The sequence below is a fragment of the Moorena sp. SIO1F2 genome (assembly GCF_010672755.1).
Taxonomy (GTDB): domain Bacteria; phylum Cyanobacteriota; class Cyanobacteriia; order Cyanobacteriales; family Coleofasciculaceae; genus Moorena.
The window spans coordinates 1-19,899 of the sequence record NZ_JAAHFV010000081.1; the positions used below are offsets into that span (position 1 = coordinate 1).

The 19,899-nt window shown below is 44.4% G+C and carries 18 protein-coding genes and 1 pseudogene; 10 read left to right on the forward strand and 9 right to left on the reverse strand.

Annotated elements, in window-relative coordinates; genetic code table 11:
- Positions 1-305: 305 nt before the first annotated feature.
- Complete coding sequence (locus F6J94_RS12505) at positions 306-2,231, reverse strand: cation:proton antiporter (RefSeq protein ID WP_293040367.1); 1,926 nt, start codon at positions 2,229-2,231, stop codon at positions 306-308.
- Positions 2,232-2,554: 323 nt separating this feature from the next.
- Positions 2,555-2,719, reverse strand: coding sequence for a hypothetical protein (locus F6J94_RS12510; protein WP_293040370.1), 165 nt, complete (start codon positions 2,717-2,719; stop codon positions 2,555-2,557).
- A gap of 558 nt (positions 2,720-3,277) precedes the next feature.
- Here F6J94_RS12510 and F6J94_RS12515 point away from each other — a divergent pair.
- On the forward strand, positions 3,278-4,621 hold the full coding sequence (locus F6J94_RS12515) for a glycosyltransferase family 39 protein (RefSeq protein ID WP_293040373.1): 1,344 nt from the start codon (positions 3,278-3,280) through the stop codon (positions 4,619-4,621).
- A gap of 474 nt (positions 4,622-5,095) precedes the next feature.
- On the opposite strand, the gene F6J94_RS12520 is transcribed toward F6J94_RS12515, so the two are convergent.
- Positions 5,096-5,509 (reverse strand): AbrB family transcriptional regulator, encoded by a 414-nt coding sequence (locus tag F6J94_RS12520; protein WP_293027311.1) that lies wholly within the window; start codon positions 5,507-5,509, stop codon positions 5,096-5,098.
- A gap of 644 nt (positions 5,510-6,153) precedes the next feature.
- Between F6J94_RS12520 and F6J94_RS12525 the strand changes: the two genes are divergently transcribed.
- The 4 genes from F6J94_RS12525 to F6J94_RS12540 all read left to right on the forward strand — a co-directional run bounded on the left by F6J94_RS12525 (position 6,154) and on the right by F6J94_RS12540 (position 9,302).
- Positions 6,154-6,597: an Rrf2 family transcriptional regulator gene (locus F6J94_RS12525; protein WP_008184397.1), complete on the forward strand. Its 444-nt coding sequence runs from the start codon at positions 6,154-6,156 to the stop codon at positions 6,595-6,597.
- Positions 6,598-6,721: 124 nt separating this feature from the next.
- Positions 6,722-7,003 (forward strand): GFA family protein, encoded by a 282-nt coding sequence (locus F6J94_RS12530; protein ID WP_364304791.1) that lies wholly within the window; start codon positions 6,722-6,724, stop codon positions 7,001-7,003.
- The gene (gene cbiB / locus F6J94_RS12535) at positions 7,003-8,001 is read left to right on the forward strand and encodes an adenosylcobinamide-phosphate synthase CbiB (RefSeq protein ID WP_293027276.1); all 999 of its coding nucleotides are present in this window, start codon (positions 7,003-7,005) and stop codon (positions 7,999-8,001) included. The genes F6J94_RS12530 and cbiB overlap by 1 nt, the downstream gene beginning before the upstream one ends.
- 452 nt (positions 8,002-8,453) lie before the next feature.
- On the forward strand, positions 8,454-9,302 hold the full coding sequence (locus tag F6J94_RS12540; protein ID WP_293040376.1) for a hypothetical protein: 849 nt from the start codon (positions 8,454-8,456) through the stop codon (positions 9,300-9,302).
- Positions 9,303-9,379: 77 nt separating this feature from the next.
- Here F6J94_RS12540 and F6J94_RS12545 read toward each other — a convergent pair whose 3' ends face one another.
- Positions 9,380-10,123 carry a DUF2927 domain-containing protein gene (locus F6J94_RS12545; RefSeq protein ID WP_293040379.1) on the reverse strand — a complete coding sequence of 248 codons (744 nt, stop codon included), beginning with the start codon at positions 10,121-10,123 and terminating at the stop codon, positions 9,380-9,382.
- A gap of 370 nt (positions 10,124-10,493) precedes the next feature.
- Between F6J94_RS12545 and F6J94_RS12550 the strand changes: the two genes are divergently transcribed.
- From F6J94_RS12550 to fni, 4 genes are all read left to right on the forward strand, one after another.
- Positions 10,494-10,688 (forward strand): hypothetical protein, encoded by a 195-nt coding sequence (locus tag F6J94_RS12550; RefSeq protein ID WP_293040382.1) that lies wholly within the window; start codon positions 10,494-10,496, stop codon positions 10,686-10,688.
- An 816-nt stretch (positions 10,689-11,504) separates the two neighbouring features.
- Complete coding sequence (locus F6J94_RS12555) at positions 11,505-12,815, forward strand: peptidoglycan-binding protein (protein WP_293040385.1); 1,311 nt, start codon at positions 11,505-11,507, stop codon at positions 12,813-12,815.
- A gap of 104 nt (positions 12,816-12,919) precedes the next feature.
- Complete coding sequence (pyrR, locus tag F6J94_RS12560; protein ID WP_008184410.1) at positions 12,920-13,465, forward strand: bifunctional pyr operon transcriptional regulator/uracil phosphoribosyltransferase PyrR; 546 nt, start codon at positions 12,920-12,922, stop codon at positions 13,463-13,465.
- Positions 13,466-13,500: 35 nt separating this feature from the next.
- Positions 13,501-14,529 carry a type 2 isopentenyl-diphosphate Delta-isomerase gene (fni, locus tag F6J94_RS12565; protein ID WP_293040388.1) on the forward strand — a complete coding sequence of 343 codons (1,029 nt, stop codon included), beginning with the start codon at positions 13,501-13,503 and terminating at the stop codon, positions 14,527-14,529.
- Here fni and F6J94_RS12570 read toward each other — a convergent pair.
- A complete protein-coding gene (locus tag F6J94_RS12570) occupies positions 14,495-14,641 on the reverse strand; it encodes a hypothetical protein (protein ID WP_293040391.1) in 147 nt (48 codons plus the stop codon). The genes fni and F6J94_RS12570 overlap by 35 nt on opposite strands.
- Before the next feature lie 227 nt (positions 14,642-14,868).
- Between F6J94_RS12570 and sppA the strand changes: the two genes are divergently transcribed.
- Positions 14,869-16,686 (forward strand): signal peptide peptidase SppA, encoded by a 1,818-nt coding sequence (gene sppA / locus F6J94_RS12575; protein ID WP_293040394.1) that lies wholly within the window; start codon positions 14,869-14,871, stop codon positions 16,684-16,686.
- 202 nt (positions 16,687-16,888) lie between these two features.
- Here the strand turns inward: sppA and F6J94_RS12580 are convergent, their stop codons facing one another.
- The 4 genes and pseudogenes from F6J94_RS12580 to F6J94_RS12595 all read right to left on the reverse strand — a co-directional run.
- Entirely contained in the window at positions 16,889-17,785 is an 897-nt protein-coding gene (locus F6J94_RS12580) for a hypothetical protein (RefSeq protein ID WP_293022643.1), read from the reverse strand.
- The gene (locus F6J94_RS12585; RefSeq protein ID WP_293022640.1) at positions 17,785-18,660 is read right to left on the reverse strand and encodes a hypothetical protein; all 876 of its coding nucleotides are present in this window, start codon (positions 18,658-18,660) and stop codon (positions 17,785-17,787) included. Before F6J94_RS12585 ends, F6J94_RS12580 begins: the two co-directional genes overlap by 1 nt.
- Before the next feature lie 307 nt (positions 18,661-18,967).
- Positions 18,968-19,636: a GDYXXLXY domain-containing protein gene (locus F6J94_RS12590; protein ID WP_293022635.1), complete on the reverse strand. Its 669-nt coding sequence runs from the start codon at positions 19,634-19,636 to the stop codon at positions 18,968-18,970.
- A gap of 24 nt (positions 19,637-19,660) precedes the next feature.
- Positions 19,661-19,899 (reverse strand): annotated as a pseudogene (locus F6J94_RS12595) (DUF2157 domain-containing protein); the annotation flags it as partial.

Below are 19,899 nucleotides of genomic sequence, written 5' to 3' on the forward strand. Positions count from 1 at the left end.
TAGAGGGTGGGAGGTGTGGGGAGATGGGGAGATAGGGAGATAGGGAGATAGGGAGATTTTTATTAAGGGTAATTATCCTGACATGATATAATAATAAAATCAATCACCAGCGATTTAGGGTTAAACTTGTCCCCATTTCTGGTAAAGTCAATCTCTTTTATTGCTAAAACAAGTTATCAAATTAACTTGCAACGGATTTAAACTGATTGGATAACCTGATAACAGGTTTTGTGGATTTTATTGGGTTAGATCCCAAATAATGGCATTATCCTTTAATGCCATTATTTGGTTTCTAGGTGCTACAGCTAATTCACACTTTCATCTACTGTTGTATTCGATGCCCCTGTAGCAATTGGCAATTCCTCCACTTTGGGTAGCTTTTCGAGGGCCAGACGAGACGAAGAAGTCCCACCGGATAAACGCTTCAGAAGTTTTGGTCTAGGGTCATGGAGCAAGTAAATAATATTATCCCCCGGTTGCCAATCTTCATTCCCACTCGCCACTTGAAAACTCTTTTCCCTCTCCAGTAGCAAAGGTACCAGTTCTCCAGAGCGAATTAAGGCGTTGAGATGAGCTCGCTGAAAACCAAATCCAGCTTCCTTGAGAGTGGTTTTGCCCAACTTGATTTGCCCATCATTAATGTACTGGATCCAAGTTTTGATCGGTAGTTGTGCAATGAAGGCCTGATTAACCTTGGTTTTATTGTTGTTGCTATTGACTTGGGGGTCACGAGGAAACACTGCTAAGACTCGCGGTGGATTAAACTCCTCTGCTGCTCGTTGAGCCAATACCAAGTTAATCTCACCATTCTTGGTCATTGCTAGGAAAGTTCCCACCGATTCCAGCCCAGCTTCTTCTAGAACATCCACATCCAAACCACTGCTTTGGAAAACTCGCAGATTTTCGTCCCTTGCTTTTTGGCAGGCTTCTGGGTCTGTATCAATCAGCACAACCGACTCTCCTCGCTCTTGAAACAAACGAGCAATCAGACGGCTCATCGGATTACAACCGATGATTACAGCACCAGTTGCCTCCTCCTCTGGGTTAAGTTTTAGCCATTTGGCGACCCAGCGAGCGGTCAAACCCTGTAAAACTACCGTCAACATAATTGTCAGGAATACCAAGGCTTTAATCGAGTCACCACCATTAACCCCCCGTTCCGTTAGGAGAATGGCAAACAAGGAAGCCACAGAAGCACTGACAATTCCCTTAGGACCAATCCAGGACACAAATAATTTTTGCCGCCAATTGAGATCACTATTCCAAGTACAAACCACCACACTGATGGGGCGCACCACCAACATCAATACCAAGACGGTAAAGATACTGCCCCAGCCTAGGGCAAACACACTGGCGATGGAGAGGTCAGCGGAGAGCAGTACGAATAACATGGAAACCCCAAGGACAGTTAATTGTCCCTTGAAGCGTCGCAACAAGCGCTCTTCAGGCAGGTCAGAGGCTCCCATAACTACTCCAGCCACTACAGTTGCCATCAAACCGGATTCAGAGCGAACCATCTGAGCCAAGCCAAACAAACCCCACATGCCAGCCAGTACCACCAAGTTTTTGAGTTCTTCTGAGATGAAGCGTGCTTGCTTCAGAAGAAACCCCATTAACCAGCCCCCTAAGCCCCCAATAACAGCACCGATGCTTAAACGAAGACCTAGACCCACAAATGCTGCATTTGCACCAGCATCACTATTTAAAATTGTGTCCAGGACAACCACTGCCAGAATTGCCCCGACTGGATCAATGAGAACCCCTTCCCCTTCTAGGAGGGTTTCTACACGTCGATCCACTTTCACCTGTTTTAGCAGAGGGCTAATCACCGTTGGTCCGGTGACCACCACTAGAGAGGCATAGAGAAAAGCAATCGGCCAAGGAAACTCCCCTAGCCAGTGAGCCGCCATGCCACCTCCTAACAGAGTAATCAGTGTTCCGATGGTAACTAGATTTCTCAGACTACCAGACACTTTGCCCAGATCCCGCAGATCTAGGTTGAGCCCTCCTTCAAACAGAATAACTGCCACTGAGAGGGCAACAATTACCTCTAGACCAACCCCTAGCTTCTGTGGGTGCAAAAGACCGAAGCCATCTGGTCCGAGTAGAGTGCCAAACATCAGCAAAAAGACAATGCTGGGAATTTTTAAATACTCACCCATTACCTGGGCACTGATCCCAGCAAAGATGGCGATAACCATCTGTAGGGTTAGTTCAAATGAGCTTTCCATATGCGTAAGTGTCGCAAGTGATCAACTTAGGTAGAAATTCCTCATTATTCTGTGTTCAACTCCATGGGCTGGCTTGGTCAACAAGTGATCGGTTAGCAGTGAATCTGAACTTGAGGTAAGTTCTAGAACATTGCTCGTAGCAGTCGATGGTCAATGACAGAGCTATAGGTCACAGTAATAAAACCGTCTATAGCCTATCTTAAGCATGCCCTTTGTGTCCTGGTAGTGTATCACTTTCATAGGACTTATTACATAAGTAGGCAACTTCGGAACTTCGGAACAGTGAACAGGTAAGGATTCTGGAGAAGATTTTTTAACTTTGCTTACACTCGATTCGAAAAACTCAAGTTTGAATTACTCAAGACTATAAGCAAAGCTGTTTGCTGTTGTGCCTTACTTAAACCATTGCTGAGCAACAGTTCCTCCCGGAGATAAGACCCACGCCACTGTAAATAGTCATGGGGAGGTTTGAGAGTGTCTGTTACCATGTCATGCTCCTACTTGTCTAATTAGTTTTGTTTATATTGTGTTTATCTTGTGTATAATTGTCAGACTTTGCCATTGGTCAGCAATCTAATCATTAATTCGACCCATAGCTCACACTACTCATAAGTCATACTCATAGGTCAAAGGTTTTTCTACGTTGATTGGTAATTTCAAAAAAAGTTAAGTTTTCATTTATGCTGGATAGTTTAGCACCGTCACTTCAACAACGGACATTCTATCACTGACGGTAAACAGCTTCAACAGAATTGCCTGTTCACGCTCGCGCGAGACGATTAGTTAGAGACGATTAGTTTTCCGACATAATTGAAAGGTTAAAGGTAAAAAGTATACTGCTGTGGTTAAGAACACCAGACAACGGGGTTAGTAGATTAGATAAGATGGCTAGCAGCATTGGGATAATCCCCCAAGTAGAACCGAAAAATTGGATGATGGCTCGTGGTCTGGTGGGGAACGGTAAAATTAGCTTCGTTCATGGTTTTTTGTTAAACTTCTAGCTTTAATTATGAATTATTGGTAAAGGTAAAGGTAAAGGTAAATTTATGGATCATAAAACGTTTACTTGGGGTGGCTCGGGAAACCGGATACGTAGAACTCAACGCTGGATTGAGAGATTGTCGCTGTTAGGGTTATTCCTGGCAGCACTATTGTTGTTTAGCATCAATTTGGGCAGTGGCTCGTTGCAAGGGGTAGAGCAAAGCATAAGTCATCTGGCTACTCAACTACTTTCAGCAAAGGGGGAATTTGGGCAGTGGCTTTACCCAACTTTTGAAGGTGAAACCGTAATTGAACACCCCCCCCTACTAGCCTGGCTCATTGCGGTGGCTTATCAGTTTGGTGGTGTCAACGAGTGGACTACACGCTTACCTGGTGCCATCCTCAGTGTTCTGTCGGTACTGCTAGTATATGGTCTTGCTACAGAAATCTTCCCCTGCCGTCAGAAGGCTATTTTCTCTAGCTTGATTTACCTAACTTTCTTACCAATAGCCCATTATGGGCGTATGGCAATCCTGGATGGAGCTAATCTGTGCTTTGTGGTGTTGATGATGTGGTGTGTGTTGCGATCGCGTCGGGACTCACGCTGGTCACTGGCAGCGGGGATCGGATTAGGCTTGATTTTCCTCACTAAGGGGATCCTGGTGGCATTGTTGATCACAGCGATCGCTCTGTTGTTTCTAGCATGGGATACGCCCAGACTCCTCACGTCTACTTATTGGTGGTTGGGATTGCTCCTAGGCTATAGTCCTGCTCTTGCTTGGTACACTGTTCCATTACTGGTACAGGATCAAAGAGCCGTTACTACAACTAAAGCCATTCTCTACGAGTCCCTACGCCCGATCTGGACAGCAGTGGATGGGCAAAATCGCCTCCCTTGGTATTACCTGGGGGAAATCTTAAAATTTTCCGCACCTTGGTTACTGTTCTTTTCCTACTGGTTACAGCAGGCTTGGCAGAATCGCCATTGGGGCTGGGCTAAATTGGTACTGGTATGGGCTGGCGGTTACTTGATCGCCATTTCCCTTATTGCCACTAAATTGCCTGGGTATGTGTTGCCAGTTTACCCAGCATTAGCCCTTGCTGGTGGAGCCCAACTGACAGATATTTGGCATTGGCCTTCTAGCAAATCTTATCCCCGTTTTTGGAGTATTGGGTTAAGTCTACTAGGTGTTGCTACTATTACTGTGATGCTTCACTTCGGGATTAGGAAAGCTTTTGACCTCAGCTCCTGGCTGTTCTTCGCTTGTGTCCCTTTAACCATGGTTATAGCAGGGATGCTGGTTGCGCGACGGGATAGACAATTTATGGTAATTTTATTCTGGGGAACCTATCTTTCTCTACTGATTTTGATGTCTTCTGACCATGGGATTTGGCAAAAGCTGATCTAGTTCAACTTATTGCTTAATACTGGTCTCCTTGAGCAATGGAAATTGAAGCCAGCCAGAAGAATTGATGATGCCCCTGACTGGGTGTTCTTTAAACAATATCCCAATTGAGTGATTAAAAGCTAGATTGGGAAGTTTCCATAAATGGGGATGGAAATTGATACACCGCTTTCGTAACAGACAGTGATCGGGTTTGCATTAAGCTATCAGCAGTCAGCTGACGCGCTACTTTCCAGCTTTGCAAACAGCTAATGTTTTGGGAGCCTGGGTTTATCAAGAGAGTAAGCTTATGGGCTCCTTTTCAAACCACGCTTACCGTTTAAAGCCTCGTGGATTGGTTCTCTTGAGGGCATCATGAATGGCTGGCAAGCACAGCGTTTCAAGTAGCGCTAATGCTGATAACTGACGGGAGAATGCTGACGTTTTGAGCGACAGCACATTTACCGATTACGGCGTTCTAAGCCTTGTCTATTCGGCTCAGGATGCCTCACGTGCTTCTTCTTCTGTTTCATCAAGTTGTTTAAGGTGAATGTGCTTGCGTCCCAGGGTGATTTCAAACTGGTCCCCTGGTTGTAAACCCATTTGTTTCGTGTAAGCCGAGCCAATCAGAAGATTGCCGTTAGACTGCACACTAATCCGATAGCTGGCACTGCGTCCGCCACGACCATTGCCATTGACTTTGCTGTCTAATTCAATCCCCTCCGCATCAATAAGGGCATTGAGGAACTTCATCATATTGACTCGCTCTACTCCGTTTTTTGTCACGGTGTAGTAGCCACAGGCTCTAGCTTTTTCTTCTTTGCTCAGGTTACCTAGCTCTCTTACTTTATCAAGCAATGCTTCGTCCTTCAGAGGAGGCGTCGGAGCAGCCATGTTTTTCTTTCTAGCCATCAACTTGAATCTAATACTAAGGACTTAAGTGGTATCCAGCATTTCTACTGGACTGACTGTCAACTAAGATAACAAAATCTTAGTTTAATATCAGTATATGAGACTATATTACACCGAGAGTGTCAACTGTGTTCGTTAATAGTCAGTTTTTAACTACCGTTCAACTACAGCAATAGGTTGTGAATAGGTCGTGAACAACTCCGATCATCTGGGTCACAGGAAAATTGCCTAGGGTCACGGGAAAATTGGCTAAAAGAGTATGGGCTACTCTTGTAGGCAATTTCCTCACCAGCCACCTGTACTTTCCATCCCTGTCACAAGTCAATGGCTATCTCCATTGGGTGACAGTATTAAGCGAGTTTCTTTGAGCTTAGCATTCAGCCAACGGGCTATCAGCTATCAGCCATTGATAGTCTAAGATCTAAGCTTCTGGCTTGAAGGCATAGCTAAAAGCATACCGCTCAAAGTATAGTCTTCAGGATGAGAGGGTTGCTTGGTTCCCCCGGCTCTTGATGCTGATAGCTGAGTGGATTAAACGAGCGTGATCTTTAAACAGGTCATAAAATCGTTTCCGACTTTAGTCTTTCAAAGAAATTGTCCCGTTAACTCCCACGTCCACTTTCCGATTGGATTGCTATTTTATTATGAAGCTCACCACTCGTGGACACTACAGTGTTAAGGCACTACTAGATCTGAGCCTAAGACCAGGGTATGGACCGACATCGGTTAGAGCGATCGCTAAACGGCAAGGTCTACCAGCTCCATATCTAGAAAAACTACTGATTGAGATGCGCCGTGCTGGCTTAGTCAAGTCAGTTCGTGGAGCTCAAGGAGGCTATCAATTAGCCCATGAACCCACACAAATTTCCCTCGGCAAAATCCTAGAAGCAGTGGGTGAAACCATCGAACCACTACCCCACCATACCCCAGACGCTGGTCAAGCCGAAGACTGGGTTACATTTACACTTTGGCATCGTTTGCATCAAAAGCTTAAAGAAGCATTGTACACTATAACTCTTGCCGATCTTTATTATGATGCCCGTAGTTGGCAAGCGGCTATGGGAGAAGAAACCAGTTTCGTTGTTTGAATCAATTTTTCTGTTCATGAAAAAGAGTAACGAACCGATTACTTATGAGGGGGGCTGTCATTGTGGCGCTGTCCGCTTCCGGGTAATTGTAAAAAAGCATGAGGCAATTGATTGCAATTGTTCGATGTGTAAAAAAAAGGGCATCTTACACCTGATTGTCTCCCCTGAGCAATTTAGCTTACTTAAGGGAGATCAAGTGTTGACTAGTTATACCTTCAACACTCACACGGCGAAGCACACATTCTGCCAAATCTGTGGCATTCATCCTTTCTATCGACCCCGTTCTCATCCCAATGGGATTTCTGTCAACCTACGTTGTCTTGACGGTGATGTTCTATCTCGATTTACCCTTGTCCCTTTCGATGGGGCTAACTGGGAAGAGAATGTCGATAAAATTAGAAAGTAGTGGTTCAAATCCTGGGTAATAACCATACTAATGGTGTCATTTTGCTGCTGGCGGCTAGTCTGGATTATCTGATCGGTGATCCTTGGGGTTGGGTCCATCCAGTGCAGGTTATGGGCTGGGTAATCTCTCACTTCACTAAGTTAGCAATTCACTTCTGGCAGCAGCCTTGGCAACAACGCCTAGCAGGAATTGGGTTGGGTATTGGACTAATTATTGGGAGTGGAGTAGTTGGATGGTTTATTGTCTTCCTAGGAATCTGGCTCAATCCCTTTTTGGGTATAGGCATAGGAACGATATTGCTAGCCAGTTGTTTTGCTGGTCGCTCTCTTAGAGCAGCAGCAATGGATGTATTACAGCCTTTAACTGCCGGAGAATTAGAACTAGCCCGTTCTCGATTAAGTCAATATGTTGGTCGTGATACAGAAAATCTTTGTGAGTCGGAAATCCTACGAGCTGTCCTAGAAACGGTGGCGGAAAACACTACCGATGGGGTCACAGCCCCTCTGTTCTATGCCATTGTTGGAGCGTTGATTCCTGGGGTAGGTAGTGTTCCTCTGGCCTTAGCTTATAAAGCTGCCAGTACTTTAGATTCGATGGTCGGTTACCGCCGAGAGCCTTACACGCATTTAGGTTGGTTTAGTGCTAAAATTGAAGATTTACTAACCTGGATCCCCTGTCGATTAACCGTATTTACCCTAGCCTTGATGTCTGGAAAACCTCAGCAGGTCTGGCGTCTGTGTCGCCGTGATGCTATTGCTGATCCGAGTCCTAACTCTGGCTGGAGTGAATCGGCTTTTGCTGCGATTTTGGAGGTTCAGCTGGGGGGGACTAATTTTTACAGTGGTGTTGTCAAGCAAAAACCCTTATTAGGAAAACCTACCTACGATATCACACCAGGCAAAATTAACCAAGCCTTAGATCTGACAAGGTATTGTTTTTTAATTTGGCTGGGGATAGGGTTGGTTTTTTGTCTATTGCAATATAGCCTTTTTAAATGAGATGTAAACCTATATGGTCTTTTTTTTTGTCCAATAAAACTTCGGAGCTCTTTCCCCTATTGTCTGCAAGCCTTTTCCATCCATGCCTTTTACAGCAAGAAGTGTGTTTACAACCCAGATAAAAACGCGCTTATGCGATTGGCCTTTGGCCACGCTTTGCGAACGCTTCACACAACGTTATCGTTTAATCAGGCAATTATTTTTTTTTGCTTAAATTTTCCCCTATGGGAGGAAATTGTCTTATAACCTTTTTCCAGCCATCTATTTGGCGTTGCTGAACAAAAGAATGACATCAAGTATAGTTGGGTCAGTTACCGATTACCGATTACCGATTACCGATTACCCTTGGGTCTTCCACCTGACAGCAAAGCAATCTATTTTCCCTCAACTTTAGGGGAAATTATGATCATAATTGCCTCAAAACTTAATAAAACTTAAAAAAGGAGAAAAACGTGGAAGTACTTGCTTACACTCATTCCTATGAATCCTATGAAGAAGCAGTAGGTATTGATTGTGATCTAGATCTAAGAGAACTCAACCTCAACTGGTTTAAAATTCCCAACACTGCTTGGCTCGGTTTACTAGGATGTGCGGTCTGGTTGGGGAGTTTGAGTGTAACGGCTCCAGTGTTTGCGGCTTTGGAAACAGGGATCAAAGTCAAGACTCCAAGTGGTGGTTGTTTGACTGCACGCAAAGGTCCGAGCGATACTTCCGCAGCTGTCTTCTGTGTTAGCAATGGAGCTGTACTCAAACCTGTGGTTGTTAAAAATGGGAATTGGCTGCAGCTGAGCAGTGGCAATTGGGTTTATGGTCCTTACACTACCTCTAAATTATTTGATGAAAGTAGTGAGGGCGGTGGCGGTAGTCCGATTTTGGAATCAGGAATCAAAGTCAAAACTCCCAATGGTGGGTGTTTGAAAGCACTCACTGGTCCTGGCACTGGTCAGGTTGTTGCTTGTGTCCGCAGTGGATCTGCACTCAAACCTGTGGTTGCTACAAATGGGAATTGGCTGCAGCTGAGCAGTGGCAATTGGGTTTATGCTCCTTACACTACCTCTAAATTATTTGATGAAAGTAGTGAAGGCGGTGGCGGTAGTCCGATTTTGGAATCAGGAATCAAAGTCAAGACTCCCAATGGTGGGTGTTTGAAAGCACTCCCTGGTCCTGGTACTGGTCAGGCTGTTACCTGTGTAAGCAGTGGATCTGCACTCAAACCTGTGGTTGCTAAAAATGGGAATTGGCTACAGCTGAGCAGTGGCAATTGGGTCTATGGTCCTTACACTACCTCTAAATTCTTCTAATCTGAATCTTGATAGCACAGAACCTACCCAGTAACTCTATCTGTAAGGTGCGTTAATAACGCACCTTACTGCTATGATTACCTCGCAAACCTAAGGCTATTCAGAACATTGATAACTTCTGCTTTAGTCATTCCGGGACGAATTTCTGGTCTATATAGCATTTCTATTACAGCTTGATCAATCTCCGCATATTCAGTCGTATCAGTCCACCCTTGGAAAAATACACTATTTCTGTATTTATAGGAATCCCTCATCAGTCCTATAGATTGGGTGAGCTCTTCTCGGATTAGGTGAGACCGTGCTTTTTGAGTAATGCTAGTTGTAGAAATCATAATTCTTGACTTATAAATTACCTGGTTATTCCACCAAGTCCGAAAAAAACCAAAATTGACCGGTCGATAGTTAGGCTCATAGCGACGAAACTCGTATTCGGGAACAAAATAAATCTTGAGATTGGGATTATTATCATCAAAGTTTATTTGAATTGAACCTTGAGTAATCGTATTTATTTCATCAATAACGGTTGACAAAGTCTGCCAATCTTCAGGGGTTGGCAAGCCGATTACCTTAATCCTCACATTCCTGTCCCATTTTTTGATAGTAGGATTGGAGGAGCCGTATTCCGAGCCTAAGGCAATTTCCAAAAAATAATCAATTTGAGCTTGAGTATAGTTTTTGTTGTCAATTGATTGGAGAGTGGGTTGTGTGCTACTTAGCTCATAATTATTCCCATAAGTGGGTGGTTGATAGGTAGATGGGATCAAAAAACCTAAGAAACTCAGAATAACAGACTTGACGATTGGCAAACAAAAATTACCCATGGTCACTCGCTTCGCTCCAATTCAAAATTATCAATTCAAAATTAAAAAATACCCCAGGAATTAATTCGAGGCATTGAAACATCGCTTCGCTCCAATTCAAATAGTCTTTTTCCATAAATGAATTCAGGGGCTTGTATCCTTAGGTTGATAAGCGAGGGGGGTTTGGCACAGTGATGATCGGCGATCGCATCACTGTGTTAGGCAATTACAAAAAAAAACCCAGCTAACTGCTGGGGTAAATTATCCAGGAGATTTACTTTTATCACATCCGTTATAACTCTTAAATCCGCCAGGAAATTGACTAGATCCGGAAAGATTGGTGATGGTTGGGCTCAAAAAACTGAAGAAACTCAGAAGATATGACTTGAGGATGGGCCAACAACAATTAGGCATGGTCATCCCCTTTGGAATTAATCTAGAGAGTCGCGTTGCTCAGGGGCGGTTTTGCCACAGTGATGATCCGCGATCGCATCACTGTAGAGCGCCGATCACAATAAAAACCCCCAGCAGTCAGCTGGGGGCAATTATCCAGGAGATTTATCTTTACTACATCCGTTATAATTAAATCCAGCAGGAAATTGACTAGCTCCGGAAAGATTTCATGGTTGGGCTCAAAAAACTGAAGAGGCTCAGAATATATGACTTGAGGATGGGCCAACAACAATTAGGCATGGTCATCCCCTTTGGAATTAATCTAGAGAGTCGCGTTGCTCTATAGCAATACGCGCGCGGGTATTTACAAATAATGGTGAGGGATAAATTCCTAAAAGCTTTGTAAAACTTGGCTTTTCTCTTCCGGTCTTGATGCAGTCGCTCACGGCTGCATCAAGACCAGGCTCAAAAATGTAGTTAACGATACTCTTAAGCCTCGAAAACTACTTCTTACCTATTCCCTATTCCCTATTCCCTATTCCCTATTACCTATTACCTATTACCTATTCCCTGTTCAACACTTCTGAGGCGATCGCATTACTGTAGAGCGCCGAACACAATAAAAACCCCCAGCAGTCAGCTGGGGGCAATATCCAGGAGATTTACCTTTTGAGGGTAATTATCGAGCAGATTTACTTTGATCACATCCGTTATATTTCTTAAATCCAGCCCGAATTTGACTAGCTCCGGAAAGATTGCTAAAAGAAAGATTGCTCCTTAAAGATTGCTCATGGTTGGGATCAAAGATATTACCTGGGAATTGGTGAAGGAGTGATCGGGTAAAGGGGTGATCCGGTGAAGGGATGATCGGTTGAGCAGTTATGACCTATGAAGGTAACTAGGGATGACGTGGACAAGAGTAATGTCCATTAAAATGGTAGTGTCAAGAACACAATACAAATATTGCTAGAGAACTGGCTATCATACAAAAAAATTTGGTAGGAAAGCGATGGAAAGCTTAGTCTGCGTTAATCTTGCCGAGTCCTATGAAGACGCGGAGAATTTTCCGTGGCAAGATGATAATGGTTTAATTCGATGGTTGGATGGGCTAAACAGTCCCACTATTCCTAGTTCAGCTTGGATCAAGATTAGTGCGATCGCAATTGCCCTAACCATTCTCAGTACCGCTGCTCATGCCAGTGCTAAAGTGCTTCAAAAAGGCAGCCGTGGATCACAGGTGACTTCTCTTCAGAAAGAGTTGGCAGCGGCTGGCTTTTATAAAGGTCGGATTACTGGCAACTATGACATGTTAACCCAGTCTTATGTTGCTATCTTTCAGCAAAAGAAGGGACTACCAATAGATGGTGTGGCTGGACCAAAAACCCTAGCAGCTTTATATAAAACTGCTGGTACTGATATTCGTCTACCAACAAACACACAGCTCAAACGCGGTAGTAGAGGAACGGTAGTCAGCGATTTGCAAAAGAAGTTGACATCCTTGGGATTTTTTAATGGTCCGATCACTGGCTATTACGGGCGCATGACCCAAGCAGCGGTAATTAAATTTCAGCGAGCCAAGGGATTACGGGCGGATGGCGTTGCTGGACAAAACACCTTATTCGTAATCAATGGTGGTTCGATCAAGAACGCCACTGAGTTACGGCGAGGTAACAGAGGAACTGCTGTGACCAAACTGCAACAGCGCATGAGGGAGTTGAAAGTCTACAACGGTCCAGTAACGGGATTCTACGGTCGTTTAACTGAAGCAGGGGTCATAAAATTTCAGCGCTTGAGGGGACTACCAGTGACTGGTATTGCTGACTCTCGCACTTTGTCAGACTTAGCCAAAAATCCTAATGATAAGGATATTATTCCCAACGTCACTGAGTTGCGACCAGGCAGCAATGGCGAATCGGTGAAACAACTGCAAAATCGCCTCACAGAGTTGGGATTCTACAAAGGGCCAGTAACAGGATACTATGGTAAATTAACTGAGACGGCAGTCAAAGAGTATCAGCTTTCTCGGGAACTGCCAGCAAATGGCATTGCTGACTCTCGTACCTTATCAGCACTACGGGGCAATTCTTCTGGAATTGCCGTTGCTGCTAGCATCATTACTCCATTAAAACGAGGTAGTAGTGGCACAAGAGTGAATAGCCTTCAGAATCGCTTGATTTACCTAGGCTACTATAAAGGACTAAAAGATGGCGTATTTGGACCAGCCACAGAGGCAGCCCTGAAGCGATATCAACGGGACAAAGGCTTATTTCCCACTGGAATCGCTGATGCTAAAACCTTTTCATCTCTTGCTCCACGGTGATAGGTGTTCGTCTGGTATAATATCAAAACCTTGAAAGCCCCTTCCCCGCCTAACTCGCTATTTGTGTGGGCGGGGTATCCTGCTGAAATTTTGTATGAACCAGGATGCCTACTCAAACCATTGAAATCCTATCAGCTGAAGAACTGCGCCGTACAGTAAATCGTTTGGCATCTCAAGTGATCGAACAAGTGAGTGATTTGTCCAAACTAGCACTGGTGGGTATATATACCAGAGGTGTTCCTTTAGCTCAGTTGCTAGGACGTCAGATTGAAACCCTAGAGCAGGTCAGTGTGCCAGTGGGAGCGTTGGATATCACCTTTTATCGGGATGATCTCGATCGAATTGGCATTCGCACCCCAGCAAAAACAGATATTCCCTTCGATCTTGATCGTAAGATAGTGGTGTTGGTGGATGATGTCATTTATAGAGGACGTACCATTCGTGCTGCTCTAAACGCGGTGCTTGAGTATGGTAGACCCCAAACGATTAAATTATTAGTGCTAGTAGACCGAGGACATCGGGAACTGCCGATTAGTCCAGATTTTACGGGCAAACTACTCCCCACATCCGCCGAAGAACAGGTAAAGGTTTATCTAAACGATAATGATGGTCGGGATGGAGTGGAATTAATTAAAGTAATTAGCGCCTGAATCGTGATCAGATTGCTCTTATTTTCCAAATAATTATGACCCAAACCCAACAGCGAAAGGCCGACCACATCAGGATTTGTCTGGATGAAGATGTTCAATTTCGTGCCAATACCAATGGACTTGAGAGGTACCGCTTCACTCACTGTTGCTTACCAGAACTAAACCGCAGTGAGATTGACATATCTACCACATTTCTGGGGAAATCCTTGGGAGCACCATTGTTGATTTCTTCTATGACTGGTGGTACTGAACAGGCAAAAACGATTAATTTTCGTCTGGCTGAGGTTGCCCAACATTACAAACTAGCCATGGGGGTTGGTTCTCAGCGAGTGGCCGTGGAAAAACCAGAGGTTGGTCATACCTTTGCGGTGCGCTCCCAAGCTCCGGATATTCTTCTATTTGCCAACATCGGTGCGGTTCAGCTTAACTACAGTTATGGACTAGAAGAATGCCAAAAGGTGGTTGACCTGTTAACAGCAGATGGGCTGATTTTGCACATCAATCCCTTGCAGGAGTGCATTCAAGATAACGGGGATACTAATTTCAAGGGGTTACTTGACAAAATTAATGGTTTATGCAGTAAGTTAACGGTACCAGTGATTGCTAAAGAAGTGGGTAATGGCATCTCAGCGGCTATGGCCCAGAAGTTGCTGGAGGCTGGTGTTACCGCTATTGATGTCGCTGGTGCGGGGGGCACGTCTTGGGCAAAGGTAGAAAGTGAGCGAGGATTAACCGCTCATCAGCGTCGGTTAGGACAGACCTTTGGTGACTGGGGTTTACCAACCGCTGAGTGCATTACCAGTATTCGAGCTATTGCCCCCAACATTCCCCTAATTGCATCTGGGGGATTGCGCAATGGTTTGGATGTGGCAAAAGCGATCGCATTAGGAGCCGATATTGCTGGTCTAGCATTACCATTCCTCCAAGCAGCAGCTGAGTCAGTAGATGCCGTTGATGCCTTAGTGCAATTGTTGATGGCAGAAATCACTACTGCTCTATTCTGCACCGGTAATGCTACCTTGTCTGATCTCAAGCAATCCAACACTTTGAAAAAGTTAGGATAGTGGTAATAGGGAGTAGGGAATCGGGAATCGGGAATCGGGAATCGGGAATCGGGAATCGGGAATCGGGAATGGCTAATAGCTCAACGCCCTTAATCCTTAAATACTTCATCATTAATATAGACTTGATCATTAAGATAGCGTTTACTAGTCTAATGAGGTACATATAATTTTTTTTTATTGCTCCCTGCTCCCTGCTCCCTGCTCCCTGCTCCCTGCTCCCTAATCCCTGCTCCCTAATCCCTGCTCCCTGCTCCCTAAAACCAAGAAGTAAAGCACCTCAGCTGATTGATAAATGCTATCCTTAATCCTTCATCCTTAATCCCCTTAATCCTTTACCACATGCGTCAATTTCTCCAACAAACCTTTGCCAGCCTAGTAGGAAGTCTTGCCGGTTTAATTCTATTTTTTAGTTTAGCTACTAGTGGATTCCTGTTTGTACTGATTGCAGTAGCATCGAAAGATACAGGGCCACAGGTTCAAGATAAATCAGTGCTGGTGTTTGATTTATCGGTCAATATCAGCGATACCAATCCTACCTCAAGCACTAGTGAAGTGATTGAAGAGGTGTTATCGGGTCAAGAAAGCAATATCATCCCTTTGCGCAAAGTGCTCGATACTCTGGATAAGGCAACTAAGGATAAACGCATTGTTGCCCTCTACCTGGATGGAGCTGCATCTAAAACTGTTGGCAACACTGGGTTAGCAAATCTCAAGGAGGTAAGGGAGGCTCTGGAGCGTTTCCGAGCTGCTGGAAAAAAAATTATTGCCTATGACGTAGATTTGGGAGAACGGGAATACTATCTTAGCTCGGTTGCGGATACGATAATTCTTAACCCGATGGGAGTTGTGGAAATCAATGGCTTGAACTCTTCCCAACTTTTTATGACCGGAGCTCTCCAGAAGTATGGTATTGGTGTTCAGGTGGTTCGAGTTGGCAAATACAAGTCCGCAGTTGAACCGTTCTTGCTCAAACAGCTGAGTCCTGAAAGTCGGGAACAGACTCGAGAATTGTTAGATGATATTTGGGATGAATTTTTGACAGCAGTGGGGAAAAGTCGTGAGATTACTCCCAAGACCTTGCAAGCGATCGCTAATACTAAAGGGATGTTGATCGCATCAGAGGCCAAAACTCAAGGTTTGGTGGATCAAGTTGGATACTTCGATGAGGTGATTGCTACCCTCAAGGAGCTTACTGGAGAAAAAGAAAAGGATAAATCGTTCCGGAAAATTAAGCTGGCTACTTACGCTAGAGCGAAAAGTCCTTACTCTAAAAATCGCAAGTCTAAGCATAAAATTGCCGTAGTTTATGCTGAGGGTAGCATTGTTGACGGTCAAGGAAACCTTGAGCAAGTGGGGGGTAAACGCTTTGCTAAACAGCTGCGCGAGCTACGGCTGGATAAAGATATTAAAGCAGTAGTGCTAAGGGTTAATAGTCCTGGTGGCAGTGCTACAGCCTCTGAGATTATTCAACGGGAAGTGCGGCTGATCCGTGAGGAAAAGCCAGTGATTGTGTCTATGGGCAATGTGGCAGCTTCTGGTGGCTACTGGATTTCTACCTATAGCGACCGAATTTTTGCTGAGCCAAATACTATCACTGGTTCTATTGGTGTCTTTGGTGTACTTTTTAATATCCAAGAATTAGCTAACAACAATGGTCTGACCTGGGATATTGTACAAACAGCTTCTTTAGCGGATATTCAAAGTACTGTCCGTCCCAAAACAGACCAAGAGTTAGCAATCTACCAAACCATGGTTAATCAGATTTATGACCAGTTCATTGACAAAGTAGCAGAGTCACGTAAATTGCCTAAGGGCAAGGTGAAAGACATTGCTCAGGGACGGGTTTGGTCAGGTATAGACGCCAAGCAGATAGGTTTAGTTGATGAGATTGGGGGTATTAATGATGCTATTGAGTATGCTGCTAAGCAAGCTAAGTTAAAGAATGATTGGGAAGTAGAAGAGTATCCAAAAATTCCTAGTTTCGAGGAAAGGATTCTGAAGACCCTGACTAATGATGTTACGCTCACAAGCCGACAATTACCTGAGCCACTAACTACAGAATTGCTGAAGCTAAAACAGGATTTGGCAATTTTCACAACCTTCAATGACCCGAAGGGGATTTATTCTATTTTACCGTTTAACTGGCGGCTTGATTAAGGGTTGAACGCGCACGCGTGGCCTTTTGGCCAAGGTTGTCTGTCAGAATGAAGAATTAAGAATGAAGAATTAAGAATGTAGAATTAAGAAGGTAGACTTTGGAATTATACCTTCTTAATTCAAAACTGTTTGAGATTGAGCTTCTTTAAAGTTTTTTAAGATTCAGCTAGAAATCCAACACAAAACTTCGCTGACCTAATCCTCAAGAAACCACTAAGGTCTCAATCATTGCTTCACATAGCGCCCCATTCAAAACTTGATCGAACCTAACAAACATGGGGGAACTATTGAGTTCCAAAAATACAAGTTGTTTGGTGTGTGGATCGGTTTTGAAGTCAGCCGCCCCAAAATCCATCTGTAAAGCGACCATTAATTTGCGTAGCAACTCTACTTCTTGCGGAACTGTTTCGAGTGGAATCACCTCAGCATCTGGTTTAACCCGATAATCTAGATGCTGACTACGGATTTCAAAAGCAAAGGCATGATTCCCTACGACATAGATCCGTACTTCTGGGGCTACTAAACGATTTTGGACAATGGCTGGCATCGCAGCACAACCATTACGAAACTGGATAGAGGAGTACAATTGCTCTAGGGAATAACAAAAATCACCCCCAGCAACGGGTTTAGCAATCGCACTCCCCGCAGAATATTTTCCCAATTCCTCGGCTTCGTTGGTGATCCAAGTATCAGGGATTTGCAAACCTAACTGTTGCGCTAGTATCAGCATTGCTGGCTTATTGCCAACTGCAGGTACATGGTGACGATTGAACAACCGGATCTGGTTTTGCGATAGCAACCAACCATAGAGGGTTTGATACCAACCCGATGCCCGTTGTGATGCCCCAGAGTTCGGAGCGTTAAGATTACCAAAAACGTCATACCGAATAAAAGCTCCGGTTACAGACAGAACTGGAGCTTCAACTCTGAGATGCCTTTGAGTAAGATGCCATGACAATTTCGGACTTTCTTCTTGCCCATGGCGTAAATCGCAAATCGGGACTTGTTGACCTTGAGCAACTTCAATCAACCGAGTGAGATTTGGATCTAACTCCCCACCTGCAACAAGCAAACATCCACCATCTGCTGATTTAATCATTAGTACCGACCAAATGGACTACTCTCTTCACCCAGTGCTAGAGTTGTTGGTCCTTCCTCTCCGTATGCCCGTGTAGTCGGTTGAGGCTCTTCCTCTCCTAGTGCCTGTGTAGTGACTTGAGGATCTTCCTCTCCGTATGCCCGTGTAGTCGGTTGAGGCTCTTCCTCTCCTAGTGCCTGTGTAGTCGGTTGAGCTTCCTCTCCTAGTGCCTGTGTAGTCGGTTGAGCTTGTGTAGTAAATCGAGGCTCTTCCTCTCCGTATGCTAGTGTAGTCGTTTGAGGCTCTTCCTCTCCGTATGCCTGTGTAGTAAATCGAGGCTCTTCCTCTCCGTATGCCCGTGTAGTTGGTTGAGGTTCTTCCTCTCCGTATGCCCGTGTAGTTGGTTGAGCTTGTGTAGTAAATCGAGGGTCTTCCTCTCCGTATGCCCGTGTAGTCGGTTGAGGATCTTCCTCTCCTAGTGCCTGTGTAGTAACTTGAGGGTCTTCCTCTCCCAATGCTAGTGTCGTAGGTTCCTCTTCTCCTACTGCCAATGTCGTGGGTCGAGGGCTTGACTCGCCAGGCTTGAGGAACTCAGCAGCATGAACCGTAATACAATTGATTCGGGCAGAAACAATTACCGCATCTGCACCATTGGTCGGTGTAAAGTCAACACAAGCCGTGATTGGCGTCAGTCTTGGAAGACTAATACCTGACGGTTTATCAGCATCAAAACTGAATTCTAGGACAGAATCATCTGGATTGGGGTCTGCTGAGTTGTCTAACCGGGGATTTGTCCAGCCAGAAGTGGCAGCAAGCCCATCTGCTTGAATACTGAGTACAAGGGGAGACTCACTTACCTTAATTACAGAAACTTGCAAAACACGGAAAACTTTCATCCTGCTACGTATTTTCTCCAGATATATCTAACAGTTATTCATCATGAGTCATAAGTCACCTTATATCGTTTGATGCAAAGTAACTTTGATGGTTGACTCAACTATCCATAGGAATGTATATCCTTTTTGTTTCTAAATAAGATGAGGCTTTATAAAAATTTAAGCATTATAGCGGTTTTCATGGGTCGGGTACGGTGAAATGTGAATTACACTATTTGCCCCGTTCCCGATTCCCGATTCCCGATTCCCGATTCCCGATTCCCGATTCCCGATTCCCAATTACCGATTCCCGATTCCCGATTCCCTCTTAAAACCGATACTTGCGAATCTGCTGTTGAGAATCCTTACTTACCAGTGCCCAGATTCCGATTGGTAAAGCATTCCCTTGAGCATCCACCTTAATTTCCATCACAATTGGTGGTGGTGATATCGGTAGGTTAGAGTTCTCTTGCCTAGCACTATTTAATTCTTCATTAATTTGTTCCCGTTGGTCTTCTGGCATATAGTAAGTTTCCAATCCGTACTCAATCGAACCATAGTTAGCAACACCTTTGATAGGAATCTGATTAGCTGGTAGTTGGGAAGGGAATTTGGCACTTAAGCCTACTGGTTTCCAGGCTATTGGTAGTTTAGTTGAGTTGGATGAGTCTGGTGCTTCTAAAATTACGTAAAAACGGGTACCAGGCTTGATAAAGGTTACCTTGTTGCCATTAGGTTGTTGCTTGGGCAATTTTTGCCAGCCAGGAAGATTGCGCAAGTTATCCTGATTAGAGATATAGTATCTTAGAGTTTGGGAATAGCCTCGCAAAAGTTCATAAGGGTCTACTGGCGCTGTCTGAAGGATGACAGTTTTTCCAGTCAGTGTAGTGTAAATTGCCTGGGTGGGAACAGTAATAATTAGTGCGGTTTGAAATAAAAGAGGTACCCAGAATCGCCAGCTTGGTATAGGACGGTAATACTCAGAATTAATGCTCATAGGTCATAAGTCATAAGTCATAAGTCATAATTCAGACTTCAAATAGCGCTCAAACCATAGTCCAGCACCAATAATACCTAGCCCACAGAGGAATAAGACTATGGATTTGACTAATAAACCAGTATCGTACTCCAGCATCCGGGTCAAAATTTGCAGCGTCAGTAGCACCATGCCACCCCAGAATAAACCTCGTTTCCCCTCTGCTAGTCCGGCGCGGATTAAACCGATGTCGATTAGGAATAAAAGCACATTGAAGATGAATA

Bases quoted from the DNA above. Each gene is read 5' to 3' on its own strand.
- F6J94_RS12510 (WP_293040370.1), bottom strand. From the start codon at position 2,719: ATGGTAACAGACACTCTCAAACCTCCCCATGACTATTTACAGTGGCGT.
- pyrR (WP_008184410.1), top strand. From the start codon at position 12,920: ATGCCTACTCAAACCATTGAAATCCTATCAGCTGAAGAACTGCGCCGT.
- F6J94_RS12530 (WP_364304791.1), top strand. From the start codon at position 6,722: ATGTGTAAAAAAAAGGGCATCTTACACCTGATTGTCTCCCCTGAGCAA.
- F6J94_RS12545 (WP_293040379.1), bottom strand. From the start codon at position 10,123: ATGGGTAATTTTTGTTTGCCAATCGTCAAGTCTGTTATTCTGAGTTTC.
- F6J94_RS12570 (WP_293040391.1), bottom strand. From the start codon at position 14,641: ATGATGAAGTATTTAAGGATTAAGGGCGTTGAGCTATTAGCCATTCCC.
- F6J94_RS12505 (WP_293040367.1), bottom strand. From the start codon at position 2,231: ATGGAAAGCTCATTTGAACTAACCCTACAGATGGTTATCGCCATCTTT.
- F6J94_RS12580 (WP_293022643.1), bottom strand. From the start codon at position 17,785: ATGATTAAATCAGCAGATGGTGGATGTTTGCTTGTTGCAGGTGGGGAG.
- F6J94_RS12520 (WP_293027311.1), bottom strand. From the start codon at position 5,509: ATGGCTAGAAAGAAAAACATGGCTGCTCCGACGCCTCCTCTGAAGGAC.
- F6J94_RS12590 (WP_293022635.1), bottom strand. From the start codon at position 19,636: ATGAGCATTAATTCTGAGTATTACCGTCCTATACCAAGCTGGCGATTC.
- F6J94_RS12515 (WP_293040373.1), top strand. From the start codon at position 3,278: ATGGATCATAAAACGTTTACTTGGGGTGGCTCGGGAAACCGGATACGT.
- F6J94_RS12555 (WP_293040385.1), top strand. From the start codon at position 11,505: ATGGAAAGCTTAGTCTGCGTTAATCTTGCCGAGTCCTATGAAGACGCG.
- F6J94_RS12585 (WP_293022640.1), bottom strand. From the start codon at position 18,660: ATGAAAGTTTTCCGTGTTTTGCAAGTTTCTGTAATTAAGGTAAGTGAG.
- fni (WP_293040388.1), top strand. From the start codon at position 13,501: ATGACCCAAACCCAACAGCGAAAGGCCGACCACATCAGGATTTGTCTG.
- F6J94_RS12525 (WP_008184397.1), top strand. From the start codon at position 6,154: ATGAAGCTCACCACTCGTGGACACTACAGTGTTAAGGCACTACTAGAT.
- F6J94_RS12550 (WP_293040382.1), top strand. From the start codon at position 10,494: ATGGGCCAACAACAATTAGGCATGGTCATCCCCTTTGGAATTAATCTA.
- sppA (WP_293040394.1), top strand. From the start codon at position 14,869: ATGCGTCAATTTCTCCAACAAACCTTTGCCAGCCTAGTAGGAAGTCTT.